General features: G+C 72.3%; 23 protein-coding genes. 7 read left to right on the top strand and 16 right to left on the bottom strand.

The genetic code is table 11. The features are described 5' to 3' along the window. Positions 1–10: 10 nt before the first annotated feature. The gene (locus ACFC02_RS12125; RefSeq protein ID WP_007383963.1) at positions 11–370 is read right to left on the bottom strand and encodes an NADH-quinone oxidoreductase subunit A; all 360 of its coding nucleotides are present in this window, start codon (positions 368–370) and stop codon (positions 11–13) included. Between the two features lie 840 nt (positions 371–1210). Between ACFC02_RS12125 and ACFC02_RS12120 the strand changes: the two genes are divergently transcribed. Further along, a complete protein-coding gene (locus ACFC02_RS12120; protein ID WP_376355605.1) occupies positions 1211–2062 on the top strand; it encodes a C40 family peptidase in 852 nt (283 codons plus the stop codon). Between the two features lie 169 nt (positions 2063–2231). Here ACFC02_RS12120 and ACFC02_RS12115 read toward each other — a convergent pair whose 3' ends face one another. Beyond that, the gene (locus ACFC02_RS12115; protein WP_376355603.1) at positions 2232–3536 is read right to left on the bottom strand and encodes a geranylgeranyl reductase family protein; all 1305 of its coding nucleotides are present in this window, start codon (positions 3534–3536) and stop codon (positions 2232–2234) included. A 97-nt stretch (positions 3537–3633) separates the two neighbouring features. On the opposite strand from ACFC02_RS12115, the gene ACFC02_RS12110 reads away from it, so the two are divergent. Further along, the gene (locus tag ACFC02_RS12110; protein ID WP_376355601.1) at positions 3634–4167 is read left to right on the top strand and encodes a GNAT family N-acetyltransferase; all 534 of its coding nucleotides are present in this window, start codon (positions 3634–3636) and stop codon (positions 4165–4167) included. A gap of 110 nt (positions 4168–4277) precedes the next feature. Next, the gene (locus ACFC02_RS12105; RefSeq protein WP_376355599.1) at positions 4278–4610 is read left to right on the top strand and encodes a PASTA domain-containing protein; all 333 of its coding nucleotides are present in this window, start codon (positions 4278–4280) and stop codon (positions 4608–4610) included. 11 nt (positions 4611–4621) lie between these two features. Here the strand turns inward: ACFC02_RS12105 and ACFC02_RS12100 are convergent, their stop codons facing one another. The 4 genes from ACFC02_RS12100 to ACFC02_RS12085 form a co-directional block, all read right to left on the bottom strand. Continuing rightward, positions 4622–5314, bottom strand: a complete 693-nt coding sequence (locus ACFC02_RS12100; RefSeq protein WP_376355597.1) for a demethylmenaquinone methyltransferase — start codon at positions 5312–5314, stop codon at positions 4622–4624. 213 nt (positions 5315–5527) lie between these two features. Further along, positions 5528–6037 (bottom strand): hypothetical protein, encoded by a 510-nt coding sequence (locus tag ACFC02_RS12095; RefSeq protein WP_376355595.1) that lies wholly within the window; start codon positions 6035–6037, stop codon positions 5528–5530. Positions 6038–6063: 26 nt separating this feature from the next. Further along, entirely contained in the window at positions 6064–7263 is a 1200-nt protein-coding gene (mqnC, locus tag ACFC02_RS12090; protein ID WP_376355593.1) for a cyclic dehypoxanthinyl futalosine synthase, read from the bottom strand. Positions 7264–7494: 231 nt separating this feature from the next. Further along, on the bottom strand, positions 7495–8343 hold the full coding sequence (locus ACFC02_RS12085) for a menaquinone biosynthetic enzyme MqnA/MqnD family protein (RefSeq protein WP_376355591.1): 849 nt from the start codon (positions 8341–8343) through the stop codon (positions 7495–7497). 381 nt (positions 8344–8724) lie between these two features. On the opposite strand from ACFC02_RS12085, the gene ACFC02_RS12080 reads away from it, so the two are divergent. Both ACFC02_RS12080 and ACFC02_RS12075 read left to right on the top strand, forming a co-directional pair. Beyond that, the gene (locus ACFC02_RS12080) at positions 8725–8928 is read left to right on the top strand and encodes a cold-shock protein (protein WP_004984723.1); all 204 of its coding nucleotides are present in this window, start codon (positions 8725–8727) and stop codon (positions 8926–8928) included. 302 nt (positions 8929–9230) lie between these two features. Beyond that, a complete protein-coding gene (locus ACFC02_RS12075; protein ID WP_376355589.1) occupies positions 9231–10295 on the top strand; it encodes a LysR family transcriptional regulator in 1065 nt (354 codons plus the stop codon). On the opposite strand, the gene ACFC02_RS12070 is transcribed toward ACFC02_RS12075, so the two are convergent. Together ACFC02_RS12070 and ACFC02_RS12065 are read right to left on the bottom strand one after the other, a co-directional pair. Further along, positions 10249–12297, bottom strand: a complete 2049-nt coding sequence (locus tag ACFC02_RS12070; RefSeq protein ID WP_376355587.1) for an AMP-dependent synthetase/ligase — start codon at positions 12295–12297, stop codon at positions 10249–10251. The two genes, ACFC02_RS12075 and ACFC02_RS12070, sit on opposite strands and share 47 nt — an antisense overlap. A gap of 368 nt (positions 12298–12665) precedes the next feature. After that, complete coding sequence (locus tag ACFC02_RS12065; protein ID WP_376355585.1) at positions 12666–13973, bottom strand: acetyl-CoA C-acetyltransferase; 1308 nt, start codon at positions 13971–13973, stop codon at positions 12666–12668. 86 nt (positions 13974–14059) lie between these two features. On the opposite strand from ACFC02_RS12065, the gene ACFC02_RS12060 reads away from it, so the two are divergent. After that, positions 14060–15379: a 3-oxoacyl-ACP reductase gene (locus ACFC02_RS12060; protein ID WP_376355583.1), complete on the top strand. Its 1320-nt coding sequence runs from the start codon at positions 14060–14062 to the stop codon at positions 15377–15379. A gap of 2 nt (positions 15380–15381) precedes the next feature. Continuing rightward, the gene (locus tag ACFC02_RS12055) at positions 15382–16317 is read left to right on the top strand and encodes a MaoC/PaaZ C-terminal domain-containing protein (RefSeq protein WP_376355658.1); all 936 of its coding nucleotides are present in this window, start codon (positions 15382–15384) and stop codon (positions 16315–16317) included. A 9-nt stretch (positions 16318–16326) separates the two neighbouring features. On the opposite strand, the gene ACFC02_RS12050 is transcribed toward ACFC02_RS12055, so the two are convergent. From ACFC02_RS12050 to mqnP, 8 genes are all read right to left on the bottom strand, one after another. After that, positions 16327–17031, bottom strand: a complete 705-nt coding sequence (locus tag ACFC02_RS12050) for a TetR/AcrR family transcriptional regulator (protein ID WP_376355581.1) — start codon at positions 17029–17031, stop codon at positions 16327–16329. Between the two features lie 134 nt (positions 17032–17165). After that, on the bottom strand, positions 17166–17474 hold the full coding sequence (locus tag ACFC02_RS12045; RefSeq protein WP_376355579.1) for a DUF4229 domain-containing protein: 309 nt from the start codon (positions 17472–17474) through the stop codon (positions 17166–17168). Positions 17475–17575: 101 nt separating this feature from the next. Further along, on the bottom strand, positions 17576–18100 hold the full coding sequence (locus tag ACFC02_RS12040; RefSeq protein WP_376355577.1) for a GNAT family N-acetyltransferase: 525 nt from the start codon (positions 18098–18100) through the stop codon (positions 17576–17578). 16 nt (positions 18101–18116) lie between these two features. Then, positions 18117–18785, bottom strand: coding sequence for a UdgX family uracil-DNA binding protein (locus tag ACFC02_RS12035; protein ID WP_376355575.1), 669 nt, complete (start codon positions 18783–18785; stop codon positions 18117–18119). Positions 18786–18831: 46 nt separating this feature from the next. Further along, a complete protein-coding gene (gene mqnE, locus ACFC02_RS12030) occupies positions 18832–19995 on the bottom strand; it encodes an aminofutalosine synthase MqnE (RefSeq protein ID WP_376355574.1) in 1164 nt (387 codons plus the stop codon). 49 nt (positions 19996–20044) lie between these two features. After that, the gene (locus tag ACFC02_RS12025) at positions 20045–20500 is read right to left on the bottom strand and encodes an Lrp/AsnC family transcriptional regulator (protein WP_376355572.1); all 456 of its coding nucleotides are present in this window, start codon (positions 20498–20500) and stop codon (positions 20045–20047) included. Between the two features lie 112 nt (positions 20501–20612). Then, the gene (locus tag ACFC02_RS12020) at positions 20613–21287 is read right to left on the bottom strand and encodes a UbiX family flavin prenyltransferase (protein ID WP_376355570.1); all 675 of its coding nucleotides are present in this window, start codon (positions 21285–21287) and stop codon (positions 20613–20615) included. Between the two features lie 80 nt (positions 21288–21367). After that, positions 21368–22270, bottom strand: a complete 903-nt coding sequence (gene mqnP, locus ACFC02_RS12015) for a menaquinone biosynthesis prenyltransferase MqnP (protein ID WP_376355568.1) — start codon at positions 22268–22270, stop codon at positions 21368–21370. Between the last annotated feature and the right edge of the window lie 10 nt (positions 22271–22280).

Genomic DNA, 22280 nt, shown 5'->3' with positions numbered 1-22280 from the left:
ATAAGGCCCCTCAGTCCCATTCCAGGCCGCCGCGCCGCCATACGTACGCGTACGCGACGAAGACGGTGAGCACGAAGAGCAGCATCTCCACGAGCCCGAAAACACCCAGGGCGTCGAAGGTGACGGCCCAGGGGTAGAGGAAGACGATCTCGATGTCGAAGACGATGAAGAGCATCGCCGTCAGGTAGTACTTGATGGGGAAGCGCCCGCCGCCGGCCGGCGTGGGAGTGGGCTCGATGCCGCACTCGTACGCCTCGAGCTTGGCGCGGTTGTACCGCTTCGGCCCGATCAGCGTGGCCATGACCACGGAGAAGATCGCAAAGCCTGCCCCGAGGGCTCCCAGTACGAGGATGGGCGCATACGCGTTCACCGCTCCTCGCTCCTCTCAGTCGGCACTGACTGCTGGCGGTCGTTGGGTTCACAACTGCCTCGTCTGTCCCACGAGCCCCGCTCGTCCCGGCGAAGATCGGGAACATGTGAAGCAGGTCACAAGCCCAACTGCAGGGCATCCTATGCCCGACACTCTGTGATCTGCGACACGGGGTATTGCACCAGCTTTGTGATCTCCACCACCTGACGAAGGATCATCAAGCCGGATGAGCGGTGATCTTCGCACGCGAAGCACCTGAGTGATCACCACTGGTTACATTTTACCTCGTATTTGCAGGTCGGAGGGGGTCTGCACTATCAGATGACCGGCGTCCCGCGCAAAGTGGCGGCCAGCGTCAAGACCTTGATATAGGGCTGCTTTTCACACATCAGAGGGACCGCGGAACGGAAAGTGGACGCGCTTCCGCGCGTTCACCCGTTCACAAGCGACGCGTGTGGCTCCCGGGATCGCTGTGGCTGCTGTGGCCTCTGGGGCGTTCGGGACTTCCGTGCACCGATCGGACAAGTCGACGCTCCCCCTCCCCTGAGGCGGGCGCGCGGACGCGGGAGGGCACGGTGACCGTTCCGTGACCTCCGCCACATCGATGAGAGGCTCATGAGAACCGGGCTTGGCCAACGGTCCCAACCGATGGTAGGTGCGGGGCAATTCGGGCGTAACAGCGAAAGACCATGATCACAGGCATGATCATCTGTGCCCGCAATGTCCGTTACGGCGTCAATAAGGGACGACACGCCCGGCGTTCGCACCCCCGGCTGAGCGAATGTGGCGCAGACCACGTTTCTTGAAGATATGGAGGAGCCCCTGATACCGGTTGTTCCCATGTCCCACACCGCTCACATACGCAGCCACCGGAAGCCCCGCCGTAGCGCGTCGACCATCGCGATGCGGGCCGGAGTTGCCGGTGGCGTCCTCGGCACCCTGGCAGTGGCCGGTGCGTCCGCCTCCACGGCGAGCGCCGCCGAGCCGGTCACCCAGACCCTCGAACTGCCCACGCTCACCGCCGACCTGGCCAACCAGGTCGCCCAGTCCGCGGACGCCACGCAGCAGACCGCCGCGAACTACCAGCTCCAGGCCGAGCGTGACGCGGCCTCCGCGACCGCCGCGAAGCAGGCCAAGTCGGACCTCGCCGAGGCCAAGAAGAAGGCCGAGGCCGCGAAGAAGAAGGCCGCCGAGGAGGCCGCCGCCCGCAAGGCCGCCGCCGAGCAGGCCTCGCGCAGCGCCGCCCGCACCACGCTCGCCACCCAGGCGAGCACGGGATCCGGCAGCGGTTCCGGCAGCAGCAGCGCCGACGTGTCCGTCAGCACGTCCACGGGGACCGGTTCGGTCGCCTCCGTCATCTCGTTCGTCAAGGCGCAGGTCGGCAAGGCGTACATCCCCGGCGCCACCGGCCCGTCCGCCTACGACTGCTCGGGCCTCGTGCAGACCGCCTTCAAGCAGGTGGGCGTCAGCCTGCCGCGCGTCTCCCAGGACCAGTCGACCGTCGGCACCCAGGTGTCCCTGTCCAACCTGCAGCCGGGCGACATCCTCTACTGGGGCGGCAGCGGCAGCGCGTACCACGTGGCCGTGTACGTCGGTGGCGGTATGTTCGTCGGCGCGCAGAACTCCTCCACGGGCGTCGTGGAGAGGCCTCTGTCGTACGACCCGCCCACCGGGGCCGTCCGGGTGCTCTGAGCCCCGTACAGCGCCGTAGAGGGGGAAGGGCCGCAGCCGCTCGGGGGCAGCGGCCCTTCCGTCGTTTCCCGTTCGCCCGATTCGCCCCCGATGTGCCCACCGGCGCCCCCGGGACATGACTGAGGCCGGCTCAGGAAGAGCCGGCCTCACGGTCATCCCCGCGGCTGTCTCACGCCTTCGGCGCCACCTTGCTCAGGCCGTTGATGATGCGGTCCATCGCGTCCCCGCCGGTGGGGTCGGTGAGGTTGGCGAGGAGCTTGAGGGTGAACTTCATCAGCAGCGGGTGCGTGAGGCCGCGCTGGGCGGCGATCTGCATGACCTTCGGGTTGCCGATGAGCTTCACGAAGGCACGGCCCAGCGTGTAGTAGCCGCCGTAGGTGTCCTTCAGGACGCGCGGATAGCGCTGGAGGGCCAGTTCGCGCTGGGCGGGCGTGGCGCGGGAGTGCGCCTGGACGATGACGTCGGCGGCGAGCGCGCCGGACTCCATGGCGTAGGCGATGCCTTCACCGTTGAAGGGGTTCACCAGGCCGCCGGCGTCGCCGACGAGCAGCAGGCCGCGCGTGTAGTGGGGCTGACGGTTGAAGGCCATCGGCAGCGCGGCGCCGCGGATGGGTCCCGTCATGTTCTCCGGGGTGTAGCCCCAGTCCTCGGGCATCGAGGCGCACCAGGCCTTCAGGATCTCCCGCCAGTCCAGCTCCTTGAAGGCGGCCGAGGTGTTCAGCACGCCGAGGCCCACGTTGGACGTGCCGTCGCCCATGCCGAAGACCCAGCCGTAGCCGGGCAGCAGGCGGTCCTGCGGGCCGCGCCGGTCCCACAGCTCCAGCCACGACTCCAGGTAGTCGTCGTCGTGGCGCGGCGAGGTGAAGTACGTGCGCACGGCGACGCCCATCGGGCGGTCCTCACGGCGGTGCAGGCCCATCGCCAGGGAGAGCCGGGTGGAGTTGCCGTCGGCGGCGACGACGAGCGGCGCGTGGAAGGTGACCTCCCGCTTCTCCTCGCCGAGCTTGGCCTTCACGCCGGTGATGCGGCCGGTGCGGTCGTCCACGACGGGACCGGAGACGTTGCAGCGCTCGTACAGCCGCGCGCCCGCCTTCTGGGCCTGCCGGGCGAGCTGCTCGTCGAAGTCGTCGCGCTTGCGGACGAGTCCGTAGTCGGGGAAGGAGGCCAGGTCGGGCCAGTCGAGCTGGAGCCGGACGCCGCCGCCGATGATCCGCAGGCCCTTGTTGCGCAGCCAGCCCGCTTCCTCCGAGATGTCGATGCCCATGGCGACGAGCTGCTTGACGGCGCGCGGGGTCAGACCGTCGCCGCACACCTTCTCGCGCGGGAACTCGGTCTTCTCCAGCAGGAGGACGTCGAGACCGGCCCGGGCGAGGTGGTACGCGGTGGTGGAACCGGCCGGTCCCGCACCCACGACGATCACATCGGCGCTGCTCCCGGAGAGGGGGTCGGAGAGGGGCTCAGTCTCGACGGTCACGGCGGGATCTCCCCAAGTTCGAAATCTGCGTGCCGACCGGCACTGGACATGGGCAGTCTATTCAGCGGCACTGATCACCCGGCTGAAGGGCTGCCCTGTGAACCGAGTTCCGCCCGTCGTACGGCTGCGCGTCCCCACCGACGAGGACGCCGTCGCCTGGCACCGCCTCTTCGACGACCCGGACGTCATGGAGTACCACGGCGGCCGTTCCGCGGAGCTGTCCGTCTACGAGGAGCTGACCGCCCGCCAGCGCCGGCACGACGCCGAACGCGGCTTCTGCTTCTGGACGATGCTCGACGAGTCCGGCCGGGCCATCGGCTTCACCGGCGCCCAGCCGTGGCCCGGCGAGTGGGGCCCGGTGGGCGAGATCGAGATCGGCTGGCGCCTCGGCCGGGAGTACTGGGGGCGGGGTTACGTGACGGCGGCGGCCCGGATGACCCTGGAGCGGCTGCGTGCGGCCGGTCTGCCGGGCGTGGTCGCGATGGTCGACCGGCGCAACACGCGCTCCATAGCGGTGACCCGGCGTCTGGGCATGCACCACGCGGAGACCTTCGTGACACCGGACCAGGAGCGGATCGGCCACTGCTACCGGCTCTCGCTCGGCCCGGAGAGTGACAGTCACCCCGTGTAATCAAATGCCACGGAAAGACACAGAGAGCTTCCGGGTGGTGTTCCGGGCGGCTACCCTGCCGGTACCGCTGGGGGGTGACGTCCGTGTACCCGAGGCCCAAGACACCGGAAGTGCGCGTTCCGCGCCTGGTCGGCCTGATGGCCGTGGACGCGCGCGAGACCGCCCGGGCGCGGGGCCTGCTGCTCGACGCGCCCGACCGGCCCGACTTCCACCTCACCGTCGTCGACCACGTCGTACGCCAGTACCCGCGGCCCGGCGCCGAGGTGCCGCGCGACTCCCTGGTGTACGTGTGGTTCGACTTCGGGCCGGGCGAGGGCGGCGGGGGCGTCCGTGAGCCGCGTGTGCCGGGGCCGCCCCCGGGCGGCCTGCGCCGCGAACTCGACGAGCCGGGCCGGCCGGGCGGTGAGCCCGGCGAGCCCTGCGCCGTCGTCGGCCCCCGCTGACCGGCCGGCCCTCAGGCCTTGAAGCCCCGGTGCAGGGTGACGATCCCACCGGTGAGGTTGCGCCAGGCCACCTTCGACCAGCCGGCCTCGCGCAGCCGTCCGGCCAGCGCCGGCTGGTCGGGCCAGGCCCGGATGGACTCCGCGAGGTAGACGTACGCGTCCGGGCTGGAGGAGACCGCGCGGGCCACGGGCGGCAGCGCCCGCATCAGGTACTCCGTGTAGACGGTACGGAAGGGCGCCCACGTCGGGTGCGAGAACTCGCAGATCACCACGCGTCCGCCGGGCCGCGTCACCCGGTGCATCTCGCGCAGCGCCGCGTCGAAGTCCTGCACGTTGCGCAGCCCGAAGGAGATGGTGACCGCGTCGAAGGTGTCGTCCTTGAACGGCAGCCGGGTCGCGTCGCCCGCGGTGAACGGCAGCCAGCCGTGCCGCTGCTTGCCCACCTGGAGCATGCCGATCGAGAAGTCGCAGGGCACGACGTAGGCCCCGGCGCGGGTGAACGGCAGCGAGGAGGTGGCCGTGCCGGCGGCGAGGTCGAGGACCTTCTGCGCCGGGCGCGCGTCGACCGCTCTGGCGACCTCCTTGCGCCAGCGCCGGTCCTGTCCGAGGGACAGGACGTCGTTGGTCAGGTCGTACCGTTCCGCCACGTCGTCGAACATCGAGGCGACTTCGTGCGGCTGCTTCTCCAGGGATGCGCGGGTCACCCCGTCATTGTTGCAGCCGCCCGCCCGGGACCCGCAGCTCGCCCCGCGCCGCCGCCCCACGAACCGGGCGAAGGCCTCGTGCGCGACGGCGAAGCGGCCTCCGGCCGGGTTCTCGCTGTCGCAGGGCGATGTGGGCGGTGAGGTCCGCGTGCTCGACGCACTCGGCTCCGGTGTCGCCGCGCAGACAAGTACGGTCAACCGCCGCAATCGTGTTCATGCCCGCCGGTGGACGAGCCGTCCGCCCACCACGGTCGCCAGGCAGCTCCCGTCCGCCGCGAGGACGGCGAAGTCCGCGCGGGCGCCCGGGGCGAGGGCCGGGGCGCCGGGGCCGACCAGGACGCCGGAGCGCTGCACGGCGGTCCGCACCGGCGGGCGGTCGAACGGTCCGGCCACCGACGTCACCCCGCGTGCCAGCATCCGCTGGAGCCCGCGCCGGGCACTCGCGCCCCAGCGGGTGTCGGACATGCCGTCCGGGCCGACGGGCAGCGGCTGCGTGCCCAGCTCGCCGGCCTCGCGCGGGTCGGGCCAGTACAGGGTCTCCAGCAGGCGTACGGCGTCCGGTTCGTACCGGCCGGGGACGAGGGTCCCGGCCCACTCGCGGAGGCGGGCGCCCGCGCCGAGCGCGGCGCGCAGCTCCTCGTACGGGCCGAGGCCCACGATCCGGTCGCCCTCGACCGCGACCGAGCGGTCCGGGTCCGCCAGCGGGCGGTGGATCGTCAGCATGGGACTCGGCGGTTCGTCCGGGCGGCTCAGTTGGAGGCGAGCAGCTTCAGTTCCGGGTGCGCGGTGCCGCCGTCGAGCGCCGTGGAGGAGATGTGGGACATCACGCGGTCGTCGACGGGGTCGTTCGCCGGGTCGTCGTGCACGACGATGTGCTCGTACGTCGTGGAGCGCTGTGCCGGGACGCGGCCCGCCCTGCGGATCAGCTCGATGATCTCCATGCGGTTGGAGCGGTGCTTGGCACCGGCGGAGGAGACGACGTTCTCCTCCAGCATGATCGAGCCGAGGTCGTCGGCGCCGTAGTGCAGGGTGAGCTGGCCGACCTCCTTGCCGGTGGTCAGCCAGGAGCCCTGGATGTGCATGACGTTGTCCAGGAAGAGACGGGCGATCGCGATCATCCGCAGGTACTCGAAGAGCGTGGCCTGCGTGCGGCCCTTCAGGTGGTTGTTCTCCGGCTGGTAGGTGTACGGGATGAAGGCGCGGAAGCCGCCGGTGCGGTCCTGGACGTCGCGGATCATCCGCAGGTGCTCGATGCGCTCGGCGTTGGTCTCGCCGGTGCCCATCAGCATGGTGGAGGTGGACTCCACGCCCAGCCGGTGCGCGGTCTCCATGATCTCCAGCCAGCGCTCGCCGGACTCCTTCAGCGGTGCGATGGCCTTGCGGGGCCGCTCGGGCAGGAGTTCGGCGCCGGCGCCGGCGAAGGAGTCGAGACCGGCCGCGTGGATGCGGGTGATGGCCTCCTCGACGGAGACCTTGGAGATCCGGGCCATGTGCTCGACCTCGGAGGCCCCCAGGCTGTGGATGACGAGCTGCGGGAACGCCTTCTTGATGGCCGAGAAGTGCTTCTCGTAGTACTCCACGCCGTAGTCCGGGTGGTGGCCGCCCTGGAACATGATCTGGGTGCCGCCGAGCTCGACGGTCTCCGCGCAGCGGCGCAGGATGTCGTCCAGGTCGCGGGTCCAGCCCTTGGCGGTGTCCTTGGGGGCCGCGTAGAAGGCGCAGAACTTGCACGCCGTGACGCACACGTTCGTGTAGTTGATGTTGCGCTCGATGATGTACGTCGCGATGTGCTCGGTGCCGGCGTACTTGCGGCGGCGTACGGCGTCGGCGGCGGCGCCCAGCGCGTGCAGCGGCGCGTGCCGGTACAGGTCGAGCGCTTCCTCGTAGGAGATCCGTCCGCCCGCGGCGGCACGGTCGAGGACGGACTGAAGGTCGGCCTTCTCGGTCACCGGCGTCCCTTTCGCAGAGGGTTCGTAGGGATTGGACGGACCGAAACAGCCTACGCCAGTGCTGATCGCGGGCCGACGCCAGGCCGTCGGCCCCGGCCGGGACACGCGCTCCGAGCGGGCCCTGCGGTTGCCCGCCTTCGGTCCGTCCGAGGTGGGCCGGAGCGCGGCGGCACCGCCGGGACACAGGGGCGGGGCGGGTGCCGGTGTCCGCCCCGCCCCCGTACGCGGGCCTCAGGACCGCAGGAGGTCCACTTTCACGTCCGCCGCAAAGCCCGTGGTCGGGCCGACGCGACGGGCGAACTCCGTGACCGCCTCCAGCTGCGGGGCGCCGAAGCTGAAGTCGAGGGTGGTGAAGTACTTCTCCAGCACCTTCTCGTCGAAGGCCTCCCAGCGGGCCGCCTGCTCGGCGACCTTGCCGACCTCCTCCAGGGAGAGGTTGCGCGAGGACAGGAAGGCCTCGTGCACCTTGCGGGTGATGACGGGCTCCCGCTCCAGGTAGTCGCGGCGCGCCGCCCAGACGGCGAAGACGAACGGCAGGCCCGTCCACTCCTTCCACAGCTGCCCGAGGTCGTGCACGTCGAGGCCGTAGCGCGGGCCGTCGTGCAGGTTGGCGCGCAGGGCCGCGTCGCCGATGAGCACCGCCGCGTCCGCCTCCTGCATCATCAGGCTGAGGTCGGGCGGGCAGGTGTAGTAGTCCGGCGTCACCCCGTACCGCTCGGCGAGCAGCAGCTGGGCGAGGCGGACGGAGGTGCGGGAGGTCGACCCGAGGGCGACCCGGGCGCCGTCGAGCCGGTCCAGCGGGACCTGCGAGACGATCACGCACGACATCACCGGGCCGTCGCAGCCGACGGCGATGTCGGGGAAGGCGACCAGGTCGTCCGCGTTCTTGAGGAACTCGACGAGGGTCACGGGGCCGATGTCGAGATCTCCCCGCACGAGCTGCTCGCTGAGCTTTTCCGGGGTGTCCTTGGTCAGCTCGAAGTCGAGGAGCGTGCCGGTTCTCGCGAGCCCCCAGTAGAGGGGCAGGCAGTTGAGGAACTGGATGTGGCCGACGCGCGGCCGGATGCGAGAATTGTCCACATCGCGAGACTAGACCCCGGCCCGCCGGTTTCCGCCGCCGCCCCCGCCGACGCCCTGCCGGCCGCCGGAACGCCGGGGTCCGGACCTCCCGCTCACCCGTTCGGCCGCCTGGATGTCCGGCTTCTCCCGACCTGTTGCGTCAACCTCTCACCAGAGCCTTCAAACATCCGGGTGACGTGATCTTGGCCCCTATTGCGTTCCGGTGCCTGCATGCTAGGCTCACCAGCAAGTTGCAGTTTTGGTTTCCCTTGCAGTACAGAGCCTGCGGAGCATGTAACCGCGGGCTCTGGTCGTTTTCAGACGTATGCAGTTGTGCGGCGATCTCGTTTTCACATTTGCAGGTTCTGGAGCAGGGCGACCCTTTGAGCCCAAGGAGGGCTTATGGCTACCGGAACCGTGAAGTGGTTCAACGCCGAAAAGGGCTTTGGCTTCATTGCCCAGGAAGGCGGAGGCCCCGACGTCTTCGTCCACTACTCCGCGATCAACGCGACCGGTTTCCGCTCTCTCGAAGAGAACCAGCAGGTGTCCTTCGACGTCACCCAGGGCCCGAAGGGCCCGCAGGCGGAGAACGTCACCCCGGTCTGAGCGTCCGCGCGCAGTAACCGTTCTGATTGAAGTACCCAAGGAGCCCCGCGCCTTCCGGCGACGGGGCTCCTGCCTTTTCCGCCGCCGCTTCCGGTCCGCTCGGGCGGCATCCGTTCCGGTTGGGTCGGCACCCGCTCCCTCCCCCGCCCTGGTCCGGACCCCGGCGGGAGGCGGAGCGGGTTGCCGCCCGGGCCCTGCAAAGATCGTCGTACAGGAGCAAGGTCCAGTCAATCCTGGGGATTTGTGCGCATGCCCAAGGGAAAGCTTGGGTCTGGGTGGCCGTCTGCGGCTAGCCTGGGCCGGTGACTCTCGATGATCTACGGGTGTTCGTGGCCGTGTGCCGGGCGGGCAACCTCAGCGCGGTGGCCCGGGACCTGGGCTGCACCCAGTCGGCGGTGAGCCAGCACGTGAAGCGGCTGGAGCGGGAGACCGGCGTCAGCCTGCTGGAACGCCGGCCGCGCGGGGTCGTCCCCACCCCGGCGGGCGCGGTCCTGCGAGCAGCCGCCGCAGACGGCCTCGCCGGCCTGGACGGTGCGCTGCGGCGGCTGCGCGACCTGGCCGACGGCGAGAGCGGCGAGGTGCGGATCGCGACCGGCGCGACGACCGTACGGCACTTCATGGCGGACGCGGTCGTCGCCTTCCGGCAGCGCTACCCCAAGGTCAGCCTGGAGTTCTTCACGGAGAGTTCGAGCCGGGGCTGCTTCGACGCGCTGGCCGGCGGCGAGCTGGACCTGGCCTGGGTCACGCTGGGCGCCCCGGTGCGGGGCATCGAGCAGCGCGGGGTGCTGGACCTGCCGTGGGTGCTGGCGGTGCGGGCCGAGGACCCGCTGGCGGACCGCGCCTGCGTCGACGCGGCCCAGCTGCGCGACCTGCGCCTGATCCGGCTGCCGCCGAACTCCACCTCGGCCGCGCACCTGGATGCCGCCTGCGCCGAGCTGGGCGTCCGGTTCGGCTCGGACACGAGCGTCGCCGACTGGGACACGGCGTTCCTGCTGGCCGAGCTGGGGGTGGGCCGTGCGGTGCTGCCCGCCCTGCCCGGGCACACGACGCCGGACGGCCCGCTGCGCCTGGTGCCCGTACCGGCCCTGCGCCCGCTGTCCGTCGGCTGGGCGGTCCGCCGCTGGGACGCGCTCAGCCCGCTGGCCCGCGCGTTCGCCGAGACGGTGGTGGCCTGCTGCCGCGACCTCGGCGCCGACTCCCCGGCTCCGGGCCTGGGCCCGGGGCCGGAGACCGAGCCGGCGGCGACGGCGACGCACACCACGGAGGCATGGAATCCGCAGCCGGAGCCGCGGCCGCGGCGCGAACCCGCGCCCGCGTACCTCAGCCCCCGTACAGCCCCTCCACCTCCCGGGCGAAGTCACGCATGATCGCCTGCCTGCGCAGCTTCATCGAAGGTGTCAGGTGACCCGCCTGTTCCGTGAAGTCCACCGGGAGGACGGCGAAGCGGCGGATCGACTCGGGGCGGGAGACGAGCTTGTTCGCCTCGTCCACCGCCCGTTGCAGGACGGCCGCCAGGTCCGGGTCGTCGGTGAGGAGTTCGGCGGGCACGGGGTGCTTGCCGTTCATCCGGCGCCAGTGGGTGATGCCCTCGGGGTCCAGGGTGATCAGCGCCCCGATGTAGGGGCGGCCGTCACCCAGGACCATGCACTGGGAGATCAGGGGATGCGAGCGCAGCCAGTTCTCCAGGGGCGCCGGGGCCACGTTCTTGCCGCCCGCGGTGATCAGGATCTCCTTCTTGCGGCCGGTGATCGTCAGGTGGCCCTCGTCGTCCAGGCGGCCGATGTCGCCCGTGGCGAACCAGCCGTCGTGGGTCGCCGGGACCACCCCGCCCGCGTGGGGCTCCCAGTACCCCCGGAACACCTGGCCGCCGCTCAGCAGCACCTCGCCGTCCGCGGCGATACGGACCCGGGTGCCCGGCAGCGGCCAGCCCACCGTGCCCAGGCGGGGCCGGTGCGGTGGCGTGACCGTCGCCGCGCCCGTCGACTCCGTGAGGCCGTAGCCCTCGTAGATCTTGATGCCCGCGCCCGCGTAGAAGGCGGCCAGTCGGCGGCCCAGCGGGGAGCCGCCGCAGATGACGTGCCGCAGACGGCCGCCGAGGGCGCCTCGGATGCGCCGGTAGACGAGCGGGTCGTAGAAGGCGCGGGCCGCCTTGAGGGGGCGGCCGGGGCCGGGGTCCGAGCCGTGCCGGCGGGCCTCGACCGCCTCGGCGTAGCGGCGGGCCACCCCGGCCGCGCGGTCGAAGGAGGACGCCCGGCCGCCGCGTTCGGCCGTGGCCCGCGCGTTGTTGTAGATCTTCTCCAGCATGTACGGGATGGCCAGCAGGAACGTGGGCCTGAAGCTCGCGAGGGCGTCCAGCAGGTCCTTCGCCGCAAGGCTCGGCGCGTGTCCCAGCCGTACCCCGGCGCGGACGCAGGCGACCGCGACCATGCGGCCGAAGACGTGCGAGAGGGGCAGGAAGAGCAGGGTCGCGGGCTCCTCCGGCTCCTTGGCGTCCTTCGCGTCCTTGGCGTTCTTGACGTCCTTGGCCTTGAAGACCGGGTAGAGCAGTTCGATCGCGTTGTCGACCTCGGCGAGGAAGTTGCCGTGCGTCAGGGCGCAGCCCTTCGGGCGGCCCGTCGTGCCCGAGGTGTAGACGAGGGTGGCCGGGGTGTCGGGGCCGAGGACGCCCCGGCGTACGTCGGTCTCCTGGTCCGCCACGGTGTTCTCGCCCAGCTCCGCCAGCCGGTCCAGGTGGCCGTGGTCCATGACCCACAGGTGGCGCAGGCCGGGCAGGCGGTCGCGCTCCGGGCCGAGCGCCGCCGCCTGGCGGGCCGTCTCGGTCACCAGGGCCACGGCACCCGCGTCGTGCAGGATCCAGCGGATCTGGAAGAGGGAGGAGGTCGGGTAGACCGGGACGGTGACGAGCCCGGCGGCCCAGGCCGCGAAGTCGAGCAGCGTCCACTCGTAGCGCGTGCGCGCCATCACGGCGATCCGGTCGCCCGGTGCCAGGCCCTCCGCGATCAGGCCCTTCGCCAGGGCGCGCACCTGGGCGGCGAAGTGCCGCGCGGTCACGTGGGTCCAGGTGCCGTCCTCGCCGCGGCGGCTGAGGACGCGGCGCTCGGGGTCGGCGGCGGCGTTCTCGAACGGCAGGTCGGCCAGTGAGCCGTGGGTCACCCGGGCCACCAGCGGGGGCACGTACGCCTCGCGCACCTCGCCGTCCAGCCGCGTGAGCCGCGGCACGGGGGCTCCCAGGCCGCCGCCGGGGCCCTGGTCGTAGTCGTAGTCGTAGGGGTCGGGGCCGTGAGCGCCGGGGCTTGCGTGGCCGGGGACGGAGGGCGGGGGCGCGGAAGAGCCGGACGGCCACGGGGACGACGAGTACGAGATGGGCATGGCAGCTCCTGGGGCCTGCGGCTGTGTCCTGCTTCGCCGCATGGGGTACGCACGGTGCGGACCGAGTCGTTCACCGGTGGTGCGTGCGCGGCTGTGCGGGGCCTTCGGGGTTACCGCCGGTTGCACTCGGGATCGTACGGCGTGTTCATGGGGAGTCCGTGCGGAATCGGGGCGGGCGTGGCGATGGTCCGGGGACGGGGTTGTGCGGGTTGCGCACCTTTTCCGCGGGTGCTTCCCCCGGTTTCCGTGGGTACTCCCGGTGCTTGCCCCGGTGTTTGCGCGGGTGCTTCCCTCCGGCGGTCTCCGCGGTTGCTTCCTCCCGGTGCTTCCTGCGCGTGCGCGGTCGCGGGTCCGTCCGCGCGCACGGCTCAGGCGCGCTCCAGGATCGCCGTCACGCCCTGTCCGCCGGCCGCGCAGACGGAGATCAGTCCGCGCGCCGGACCCTCGCGCTCGGCGAGCAGCCGGGCCAGGGTCGCCACGATGCGGGCGCCGGTCGCGGCGAAGGGGTGGCCGGTGGCGAGGGAGGAGCCGACCACGTTGAGGCGGGCGCGGTCGACCGGTGCCAGGCCGCGTTTCTCCCAGGCCGCCAGGGTCGCCAGCACCTGGGAGGCGAACGCCTCGTGGATCTCGACCAGGTCGAAGTCCTCGATACCGAGCCCGGCCCGCTCCAGCATCCGCGGTACGGCGTGGGCGGGCGCCATCAGCAGGCCGTCCTCGCCGTCCGCCACGTCGCCGCCCACGAAGTCGACGGCCGCCGTCTCGTACGCCGTCAGGTACGCGAGCGGTTCCAGGCCGCGGGCGCGCGCCCAGTCCTCGGACGCCAGGAGCACGGTCGCCGCGCCGTCCGTCAGGGGCGTGGAGTTGCCCGCCGTCATGGTCGGGCCGGGCCGGTCCAGGCCGAACACCGGCTTGAGCGAGGCGAGTTTCTCCACCGTGGAGCCGGGCCGGAGGTTCTGGTCGCGCTCCAGGCCGCGGAAGGGGACCACGAGGTCCTGGAAGAAGCCGCGGTCGTAGGCGGCGGCGAGCCGCTGGTGGCTGGCGGCCGCCAGTTCGTCCTGCGCCTTACGGGTGATGCCGAAGGCGCGGGCGGTGACGGCGGCGTGCTCGCCCATGGACAGGCCGGTGCGGGGTTCGGCGTTGCGCGGGATGTCGGGGACGAGGTGGCGGGGGCGCACCCGGGCGAGAGCCCTCAGCCGGGCGCCGGTGGACTTCGCGCGCCGGGCGGCGAGCAGGATGCGGCGCAGGTCGTCGTTGACGCCCAGCGGGGCGTCGCTCGCGGTGTCGGCACCGCCCGCGATCGCGGACCCGCTCTGCCCGAGGGCGATCTTGTTGGCGGCCGCGATCACCGCCTGGAGGCCGGTGCCGCAGGCCTGCTGGATGTCGTAGGCGGGGGTGCGCGGATCCAGCCGGGAGCCGAGGACGGTCTCGCGGGCGAGGTTGAAGTCGCGGCTGTGCTTGAGGACGGCGCCGGCGACGAACTCGCCCACCGCGCCGGGTTCCTGAAGGCCGTACCGCTCGACGAGGGCGTCCAGGGCGGCGGTGAGCATCTCCTGGTCGGATGCGGTGGCGTAGGGGCCGTCGGAGCGGGCGAAGGGGATGCGCGCGCCGCCGAGGACCGCCACCCGGCGGATCTCGTGCGGTTCGGGCTGTCGCGGTTCGGCCTGAAGGGGACTCATCTCGACCTGCTCCTCACCCGTGACGTAGGCTTACCCCCGGTAACCTTACTCCACAGTAAGCATTGGCGACCCGTGGGAGGCGGCACATGGCCGACCGCTACCTGAGCTTCACCGGCACCGCGCCGGGCCGTTTCCTGACCCGCCGCCTCGGGCTCCCCCAGCCCGCGGCCCTGCGGCGCTGGTCACCGCGGCAGCCCGTGCTCGACGGCCCCCTGCTGCACCTGACGGCCGGCGGGAGCGGTCTCGACGCCGCCCCGGTGCTCGCCCGCGCCGGACTGCCGCCGGGTGACCGGGACCCCGCTGCCGTGGTCCTCGACGCCACCGGGGTCCGGGACGTCGACGGGCTCGCCGCCGTGCACGCCGCGCTGCACCCCGTCCTGCGGTCGGTCGCCGCGAGCGGGCGCGTGGTCCTGCTGGGCGCCCCGCTCGATGCGGACGACCACCACCAGGCCGCCGCCCAGCAGGCCCTGGAGGGCTTCACCCGTTCCCTCGGCAAGGAGATCGGCCGGGGCAGGACGGTGAACCTCGTCCGGCTCACCGACGCGGACGCCGCCGGATCCACTCTCCGCTTCCTGCTCTCCCCGAAGTCGGCCTACGTCAGCGGCCAGGTGATCCACGTCGGCGCCCCGGCGCCGGACACCCCCGCGCCCCAGGGCGCCCCGGCAAACCCGGAGCGGCCCCTGGCCGGGCGCACCGCCCTCGTCACCGGCGGCGCTCGCGGCATCGGCGAGGCGGTCGCCGAGACGCTCGCCCGGGACGGCGCCCACGTCGTCGTCCTGGACGTCCCCGCGGCCGAGGCGGACGCCCGCGCGGTCGCCGCGCGCCTCGGCGGCACCGCCCTCGCTCTCGACATCACCGCCGCCGACGCGGGCGAGCGGATCGCCGCCGCGCTGCCCGGCGGCCTGGACGTCCTGATCCACAACGCGGGCATCACCCGGGACCGGCGGCTGGTCAACATGCCCGCGGAGCGCTGGAGTCCGGTCCTGGAGGTCAATCTGGCGAGCGTGCTGCGCACCACCGACGCGCTGCTCGCGGCCGGCACCCTGCGCCCGGGCGGCCGGATCGTGGCCACCGCCTCCATCGCGGGCCTGGCCGGGAACGCGGGCCAGACCAACTACGGCGCGAGCAAGGCGGGCGTCGCCGGACTCGTCCGCGCCCTCGCGCCCCGCGCGCTGCGCGAGCACGGGGTCACGGTGAACGCCGTCGCGCCCGGGTTCATCGAGACCAGGATGACGGCCGCCGTACCGCTGTTCATCCGGGAGGCGGGCCGCCGGATGAACTCCCTCGCGCAGGGCGGGCTGCCCGTCGACGTCGCCGAGACGACGGCCTGGCTCGCGCATCCGGACTCCGGCGCGGTCAACGGCCAGGTCGTCCGCGTGTGCGGGCAGAGCCTGCTGGGGGCGTGACCGTGACCGGCGCCGACCCGGACGACCGCCCCGCCGCCGTCCTCACCCGCACGCCCGCCCTCGCCCCGCTGCTCGCGCGCGGCGCCCTGTGCTCCCCCTTCAAGCGCCCCCGCCCGGACGCGCCCTTCCCCCGCCACCGGCTCGTCCTGCCGTCCGTCCGCGTCGACCTGGCGCGGCTGGCCGCCTACGAGCGGGTGTGCGGCTTCCCGACCGGCGAGGACACGCTGCCGATCACCTATCCGCACGTGCTCGGCTTCCCGCTCGCCATGCGCCTGATGAGCGGCGGCGGCTTCCCGCTGCCGCTGCTCGGCCTGGTCCACACGTCGATCACCCTCACCCGGCACACCGCCCTGCCCGCGGCGGGGACGTACGCCCTCGCCGTGCGCGTCGACGGCCTGGCGGCCCACCGGCGCGGCACCCAGGCCACCGTCGTCACCGAGGTGCGCGCGGGCACGGACCTGGTGTGGGAGTCGGCGAGCACCTACCTGGCCCGTCACCGCACGCACGACCCCGCGCCCGGCGGTGCGAACTCCGCGCGGGACGAGGCCGCGGGCCCTGCCCGGGATCAGCGTGCGGACCCCGCGCGGGACGAGCGTGCGCCGCTGCCCGCCGTCGGGCAGTGGCGGCTGCCCGGCGACCTGGGCCGGCGCTACGGCGCCGCCTCCGGCGACCGCAACCCGATCCACCTGCATCCGCTCTCCGCCCGGCTGTTCGGCTTCCCCCGGGCGATCGCCCACGGCATGTGGACCGTGGCCCGCTGCCTCGCCGCCCACGGCACCCCCGAAGCCGCCCGGGTGCGGGCCGCCTTCCGGGCGCCCGTGCTGCTGCCGGGCACGCTCGCGTACGCCGCCGACGGCGACGGCCGCTTCGAGGTGCGCTCGGCGGACCCGGCGGCGCGGGTCCACCTCGTGGGCGAGGTGCGGGCGCCGCGCGGGTGAGCGCGTCCGTCAGTCCCGGGGCGCGGGCGGGCTCCAGGGGCGGCCCTCCATGAGGTTGCCCAGGCCCGCCCAGGCGAAGTTCATCAGGGTGAGCGCCGCCTGCCGGGCCGTGACGCCCGGGATGGCGTTGGCCCAGGCGGCGAGGGACTCCGCGGCGCCCACCAGGGCCTCGGCGAGCCCGGCCGCCTCGTGCTCGGGCAGGTCGTGAGCGCGGCGGGCGTCCCCTTCGTGGCGGGCGTCCCCCGTGCAGCGGGCGTCCCCCGTGCAGTGGGCGTCGCGCGCCGCCTCGGTGATCAGCAGCCGCACGAAGGAGACGATCTCCGTGCGCATCGCGGCGGTCTCGGCCGCGAACGGCTCGCCGTGGGTACGGGCCTGGAGGTGCAGCACCGACCAGCCGTCCGGGTAGCGCGCGGTGTGCGTGAAGAACGCCCGCAGCCCCTCCCCGAGCTGCCGGTCGGCGGGCAGGTCCGGGCGGGCCCCGGCCCGGACGGCCTGCATCAGCGCGGCGCCCTCGCGGCGGATGCAGGCGGTGAAGAGGTCGTCCTTGGAGTTCAGGTACAGGTAGACCAACGGCTTGGATACGCCCGCCAGTTCGGCGATCTCGTCCATGGAGGCGGCCCGGTAGCCGCGCCGGCCGAAGATCCGCACGGCGGCGTCGAGCATCTGCTGTTCGCGAACCGCCCGCGGCATCCGCTTGGTCTTCACGGCACCCATGGGCGCAAGCCTACGGTTCGCACCGCCGGCCGCCGGGCGACCGGCCGCTCGGCGCCGGGCACCGCGACCGGATCACGCCGTCAGGCCTCACGCGTCACGCCGTCACGCCGTCACGCCGTCACGCCGTCACGCCGTCAGGAGGAGGTCGACGCCTTGGAACGGCTCCGCGCCTCTTCCCCGGCCAGCTCCTCAGCGAGCCCGGCGGCCTGCATGTTCGCCTTCATGCGGTCCACGCGCTCGGCGACCTGGACGGACGCCCGGTCGCGCTCCTTGCGCAGGACGACGAAGCTGATCGGGGCCGAGATCACGAGCGCGAGAAGCGGGATCCACAGGCTGTTGGAGCCGTTGCGGCCGCTCGGCACGATTCCGGCGTAGACGAGACCCCAGACGACCACCAGGCAGCCCACGAAGATCCCGAGGCGCATCAGCGTGTAGCGGAGCATCTCAAATCACTCTTCCGTTCCGAACAAGGCCAAAGGGCTCCGTCCAGTGAAGCACGGGCGGGGCCCGTGCCCGCACGCGGGTCGCGCGGGCACGGGAAGGCTCAGGTCAACGGCATGAACATGATCACTTCGTCCCGGTCGTCGCCGGGACCCACCCGGGTGGCGCCGGGGATCCGGCCGACCTCCTTGTAACCGCAGGAGGCGTAGAACCGCTCCAGGCCCTGTCCGCCGCGGCAGCCGAGCCGGATCGCCTCGATGCCGGCGCAGCCGCGGGCCGCGTCGGCCGCCGCCGCGAGCAGGTCGCGCCCGTACCCCTTGCCCTGGTGACGGGGGTGCACCATCACCGTGTAGAGCCACAGCCAGTGGGCCGACAGGTCGTCCCGGTTGAAGGTCAGGAAGGCCGTCGCGGCGATCCTGCCCTCCTCGTCGTGGCCGACGAGCAGCCGGGAGCGGCCCTCGGCCATCGCCACGAACTGCTTCACCAGCTCCGGGCGGATCGCCTCCCGCGAGGCGGGCGCCACGAAACCCACCGCTCCACCCGCGTCCGTCACGTCGGTCCACAGGTCGAGGATGCCGTCGCGCAGGGCTCGGTCGACGGACGGGTCCAGGGTGAAAGTAAGAGGCATGCGGGCATCGTACCTATTACCTCATCGCTCTGGCAGCCACTTTCAGGTCCGAGACCAGTCCCCGGTAGGCGCCCTCGCGCTCGTCGGCGCGCAGCACGGAGGAGGGGTGCACGGTCGGCACCAGCCGCTGTGGACGGCCGTGGATCTCCCGCTCCAGCACCGTCCCGCGCACCTCGGTCACCCGGAACGACGAACCGAGCAGCGCCTTGCCCGCGGTCGCGCCGAGGACCACGACCAGTTCGGGTTCGACGAGCGCCAGCTCGGCCGCGAGCCAGGGGCCGCACGCGGCCGTCTCGTGCAGGTTCGGCGCCTTGTGGATACGCCGCTTGCGCGGCTCGGAGCGGGTGAACTTGAAGTGCTTGACCGCGTTGGTGACGTAGGCCTCGCCCGGGTCGATGCCGGCGTCGGCCAGGGCCCGGTCCAGGAGCTTGCCGGCCGGTCCGACGAACGGCCTGCCCTGCCGGTCCTCCTGGTCGCCGGGCTGCTCGCCGACGAGCATCACCCGGGCGTGCGCGGCACCCTCGCCGAACACGGTCTGCGTGGCGTCCCGGTGCAGGGGGCAGCCGCGGCACTGCGCGGCGGCGCGGCGCAGCGCGGCGAGGTCCGCGCCGTCCGGGACGAACGGCGCGGCGGTGTAGGCGTCCTCGGGCGCCGCCGCGGACGCCTTCGCCTTGGTGGTGGCCATGCGGGCCGGGTACCCGTGCGGCACCCGGCCTCACGGCGGGGCGGGGTCAGACCCGCATGGGCTGCGGCGACTCGCGGCGGCCGGCGTCCGGGCCGTCGTACTCCCGGATGATCTCGTAGCGCGTGTTGCGCTCGACCGGGCGGAAGCCCGCGTCCTGGATCAGCTCCAGCAGGTCGTCGCGGGTCAGCTTGTTCGGCGTGCCGAAGTCGTCCGCGTCGTGGGTGATCTTGTACTCGACGACCGAGCCGTCCATGTCGTCCGCGCCGTGCTGGAGCGCGAGCTGCGCGGTCCGCACGCCGTGCATCACCCAGAACACCTTGACGTGCGGGACGTTGTCGAACAGCAGCCGGGAGACGGCGAAGGTCTTCAGCGCCTCGGCGCCGGTCGCCATCGTGGTCCGCGCCTGGAGGCGGTTGCGGACCTTGCCGTCCTTCATGTCGACGAAGTCGTGCTGGTAGCGCAGCGGGATGAAGACCTGGAAGCCGCCGGTCTCGTCCTGCAGCTCGCGCAGCCTGAGCACGTGGTCCACGCGGTGGCGGGGCTCCTCGATGTGCCCGTACAGCATGGTGCACGGGGTCTTCAGGCCCTTCTCGTGCGCCAGCCGGTGGATGCGCGACCAGTCCTCCCAGTGGGTGCGGTGGTCGACGATGTGCTGCCGGACCTCCCAGTCGAAGATCTCGGCGCCGCCGCCGGTCAGCGACTCCAGGCCGGCGTCGATCAGCTCGTCCAGGATCTCGCTCGCGCTCAGCCCGGAGATCGTCTCGAAGTGGTGGATCTCGGTGGCCGTGAACGCCTTCAGCGACACGCCGGGCAGCGCGGCCTTCAGTTCCCTGAGCGAGCGCGGGTAGTAGCGCCAGGGCAGGTTCGGGTGCAGGCCGTTGACGATGTGCAGCTCGGTGAGGTTGTCCGCCTCCATCGCCTTGGCGAGCTTGACGGCCTCCTCGATGCGCATCGTGTAGGCGTCCTTCTCCCCCGGCTTGCGCTGGAAGGAGCAGTAGGCGCACGACGCGGTGCACACGTTCGTCATGTTGAGGTGCCGGTTGACGTTGAAGTGGACGACGTCGCCGTTCTTCCGCGTCCGCACCTCGTGCGCGAGACCGCCCAGCCAGGCCAGGTCGTCCGACTCGTACAGCGCGATGCCGTCCTCGCGGGTCAGGCGGACACCCGCCCTCACCTTCTCCTCCAGCTCGCGCTTGAGCCCGGCGTCCATACCCCTACCTCTTTCTCCGAAAGACTCCGTCAACCGTACGCCTGGACCCTCAGACCTCTTCCGGCAGCTCGCCCACCCGGTTCTCCCACTTCGTGGAGAGCACGATGGTGGTACGGGTCCGGGAGACGCCCTTGGTGCCGGACAGCCGCCGGATGCTCCTCTCCAGTCCGTCGACGTCCGTGGCACGCACCTTGAGCATGAAGGAGTCGTCGCCCGCGATGAACCAGCAGTCCTCGATCTCGGGCAGGTCCTTCAGCCGCTGCGCGACGTCCTCGTGGTCGGCGGCGTCGGAGAGCGAGATGCCGATGAGGGCGATGACACCGAGGCCGAGCGAGGCGGAGTCCACGGTGGCCCGGTAGCCGGTGATGACCCCGGCCGCCTCCAGCCGGTTGATGCGGTCGGTGACGCTCGGCCCCGACAGGCCGACGAGGCGCCCCAGTTCCGCGTAGGAGGCCCGTCCGTTCTCCCTCAGTGCCTGGATGAGCTGCCTGTCCACCGCGTCCATGCGATCGAAGCCTTCCGCTGAAAGAAGTTCCTGAAGTCCTGAAGTGCCGAGTGTGGTGGTGCCGGTACTGCTCCGCCTGCCTGCCGGACCGTGTCGTTCGCGCCGCTCCCGCTCACTCGGGACGGGTCGCGCCGCCCAGTTCGCCCTCCCAGCGGCGGTAGAGCCGGTGGGGTACGCCCACCGCGTCGAGGGCACGGCCGGCGACGAAGTCCACCAGGTGCTGGATGTGCGTCGCGCCGGCGTAGAAGGCGGGCGAGGCGGGCAGGACGGTGGCGCCCGCCTCGTCCAGTGCGACCAGCTGCCGCAGCGTCGGTCCGTTCAGCGGGGTCTCCCGAACGGCCACGACCAGCGGCCTGCGCTCCTTGAGCGTCACGCTCGCCGACCGTTGCAGCAGGTCCTTCGACAGCCCGAGCGCGACGCCCGCCACGCACGCCGTCGAGGCGGGCACGATCAGCATGCCCCGGGCCGGGTACGACCCCGAGGACGGTCCGGCCGCGAGGTCGCCGGCGCTCCAGTGCCGTACGTCCGTGACGTCCGCCTCGAACGTGCCCGGCTTGCCGTCGGCGCCGAGGGACAGCCATTCCCGCAGGTCGGCACGCCAGTGGGCGTCCCGGAAGGAGATCCCGGTCTCGTCGAGCAGGGTCAGGCGCGCGGCCCGGCTCACCACCAGGTCGACGCTCTGCCCCGCGTCGATCAGCCCGCGCAGCACAGCGGCCGCGTACGGCGTTCCGGACGCCCCGGACACCCCCACGATCCAAGGCCTGCGCTGCGTTTCTCCTGCGTTCACATGTCGAGCCTACCGGCGCGGTGAACGGTGCTCAGGACCGGCCGGGTTCCTCGGGGCCGACGGGAGCCGGGGACGCCTCCTCAGACGCTCAGGCCCCGCACCAGCAGGTCCAGCAGCGCGCACACGAAGAGCGCGATGCCGATGAACCCGTTGACGCTGAAGAACGCCCGGTTCAGGCGGGACAGGTCGTGCGGGCGGACGATGGTGTGCTCGTAGACGAACGCCCCGGCGACCACGACCAGGCCCAGCCAGAAGAAGGCTCCGGCGCCGGTGGCGAGGGCGAACCAGACGAACAGGGCCGTGGTGACCGTGTGGCAGGCGCGGGCGCCCCGGATCGCGGCCGGGATGCCGAAGCGGGCCGGGACCGACCGGACGCCGACCTGCCGGTCGGTCTCGACGTCCTGGCAGGCGTAGATCAGGTCGAAGCCGCCGATCCACACGCCCACGGCCAGGCCCAGGATCACGGCCTTCCAGGACCACTCGCCGCTGATGGCGAGCCAGCCGCCGATCGGGCCCATCGCCTGGGCCAGGCCCAGGATGGCCTGCGGGAAGTTCGTGAACCGCTTGCCGTAGGGGTAGACCACCATCGGGATCACCGCGATGGGGGCGAGGGCCAGGCAGAGCGGGTTGAGCAGGGCGGCGGCGCCGAGGAAGACGACGAGGGCGATCAGGGCGCCGGTCCAGGCGTGCCGCACGGACATCGCGCCGGTGACCAGCTCGCGGTGCGCGGTGCGCGGGTTGCGGGCGTCGATCTCCCGGTCGATGATCCGGTTCACCGCCATGGCGAAGGTGCGCAGCCCCACCATGCAGACGGTCACCAGGAGCAGCCGCGCCCAGTGGATGTTCCGGTCCCACTCGTACATCGCGGTCAGCGAGGCGATGTAGGCGAAGGGCAGCGCGAAGACCGAGTGCTCGATCATGACCAGCCTGAGGAACGCCTTGGTGCGTCCGGGCTGCGGGATGGCTGCGGAGGCGCTGCTCACAGTCCGTACT

Source organism: Streptomyces sp. NPDC056160 (assembly GCF_042268205.1).
Classification (GTDB): domain Bacteria; phylum Actinomycetota; class Actinomycetes; order Streptomycetales; family Streptomycetaceae; genus Streptomyces.
Note: the sequence above shows the minus strand (reverse complement) of the source record. Positions and strands in the feature narration are given on the sequence as shown.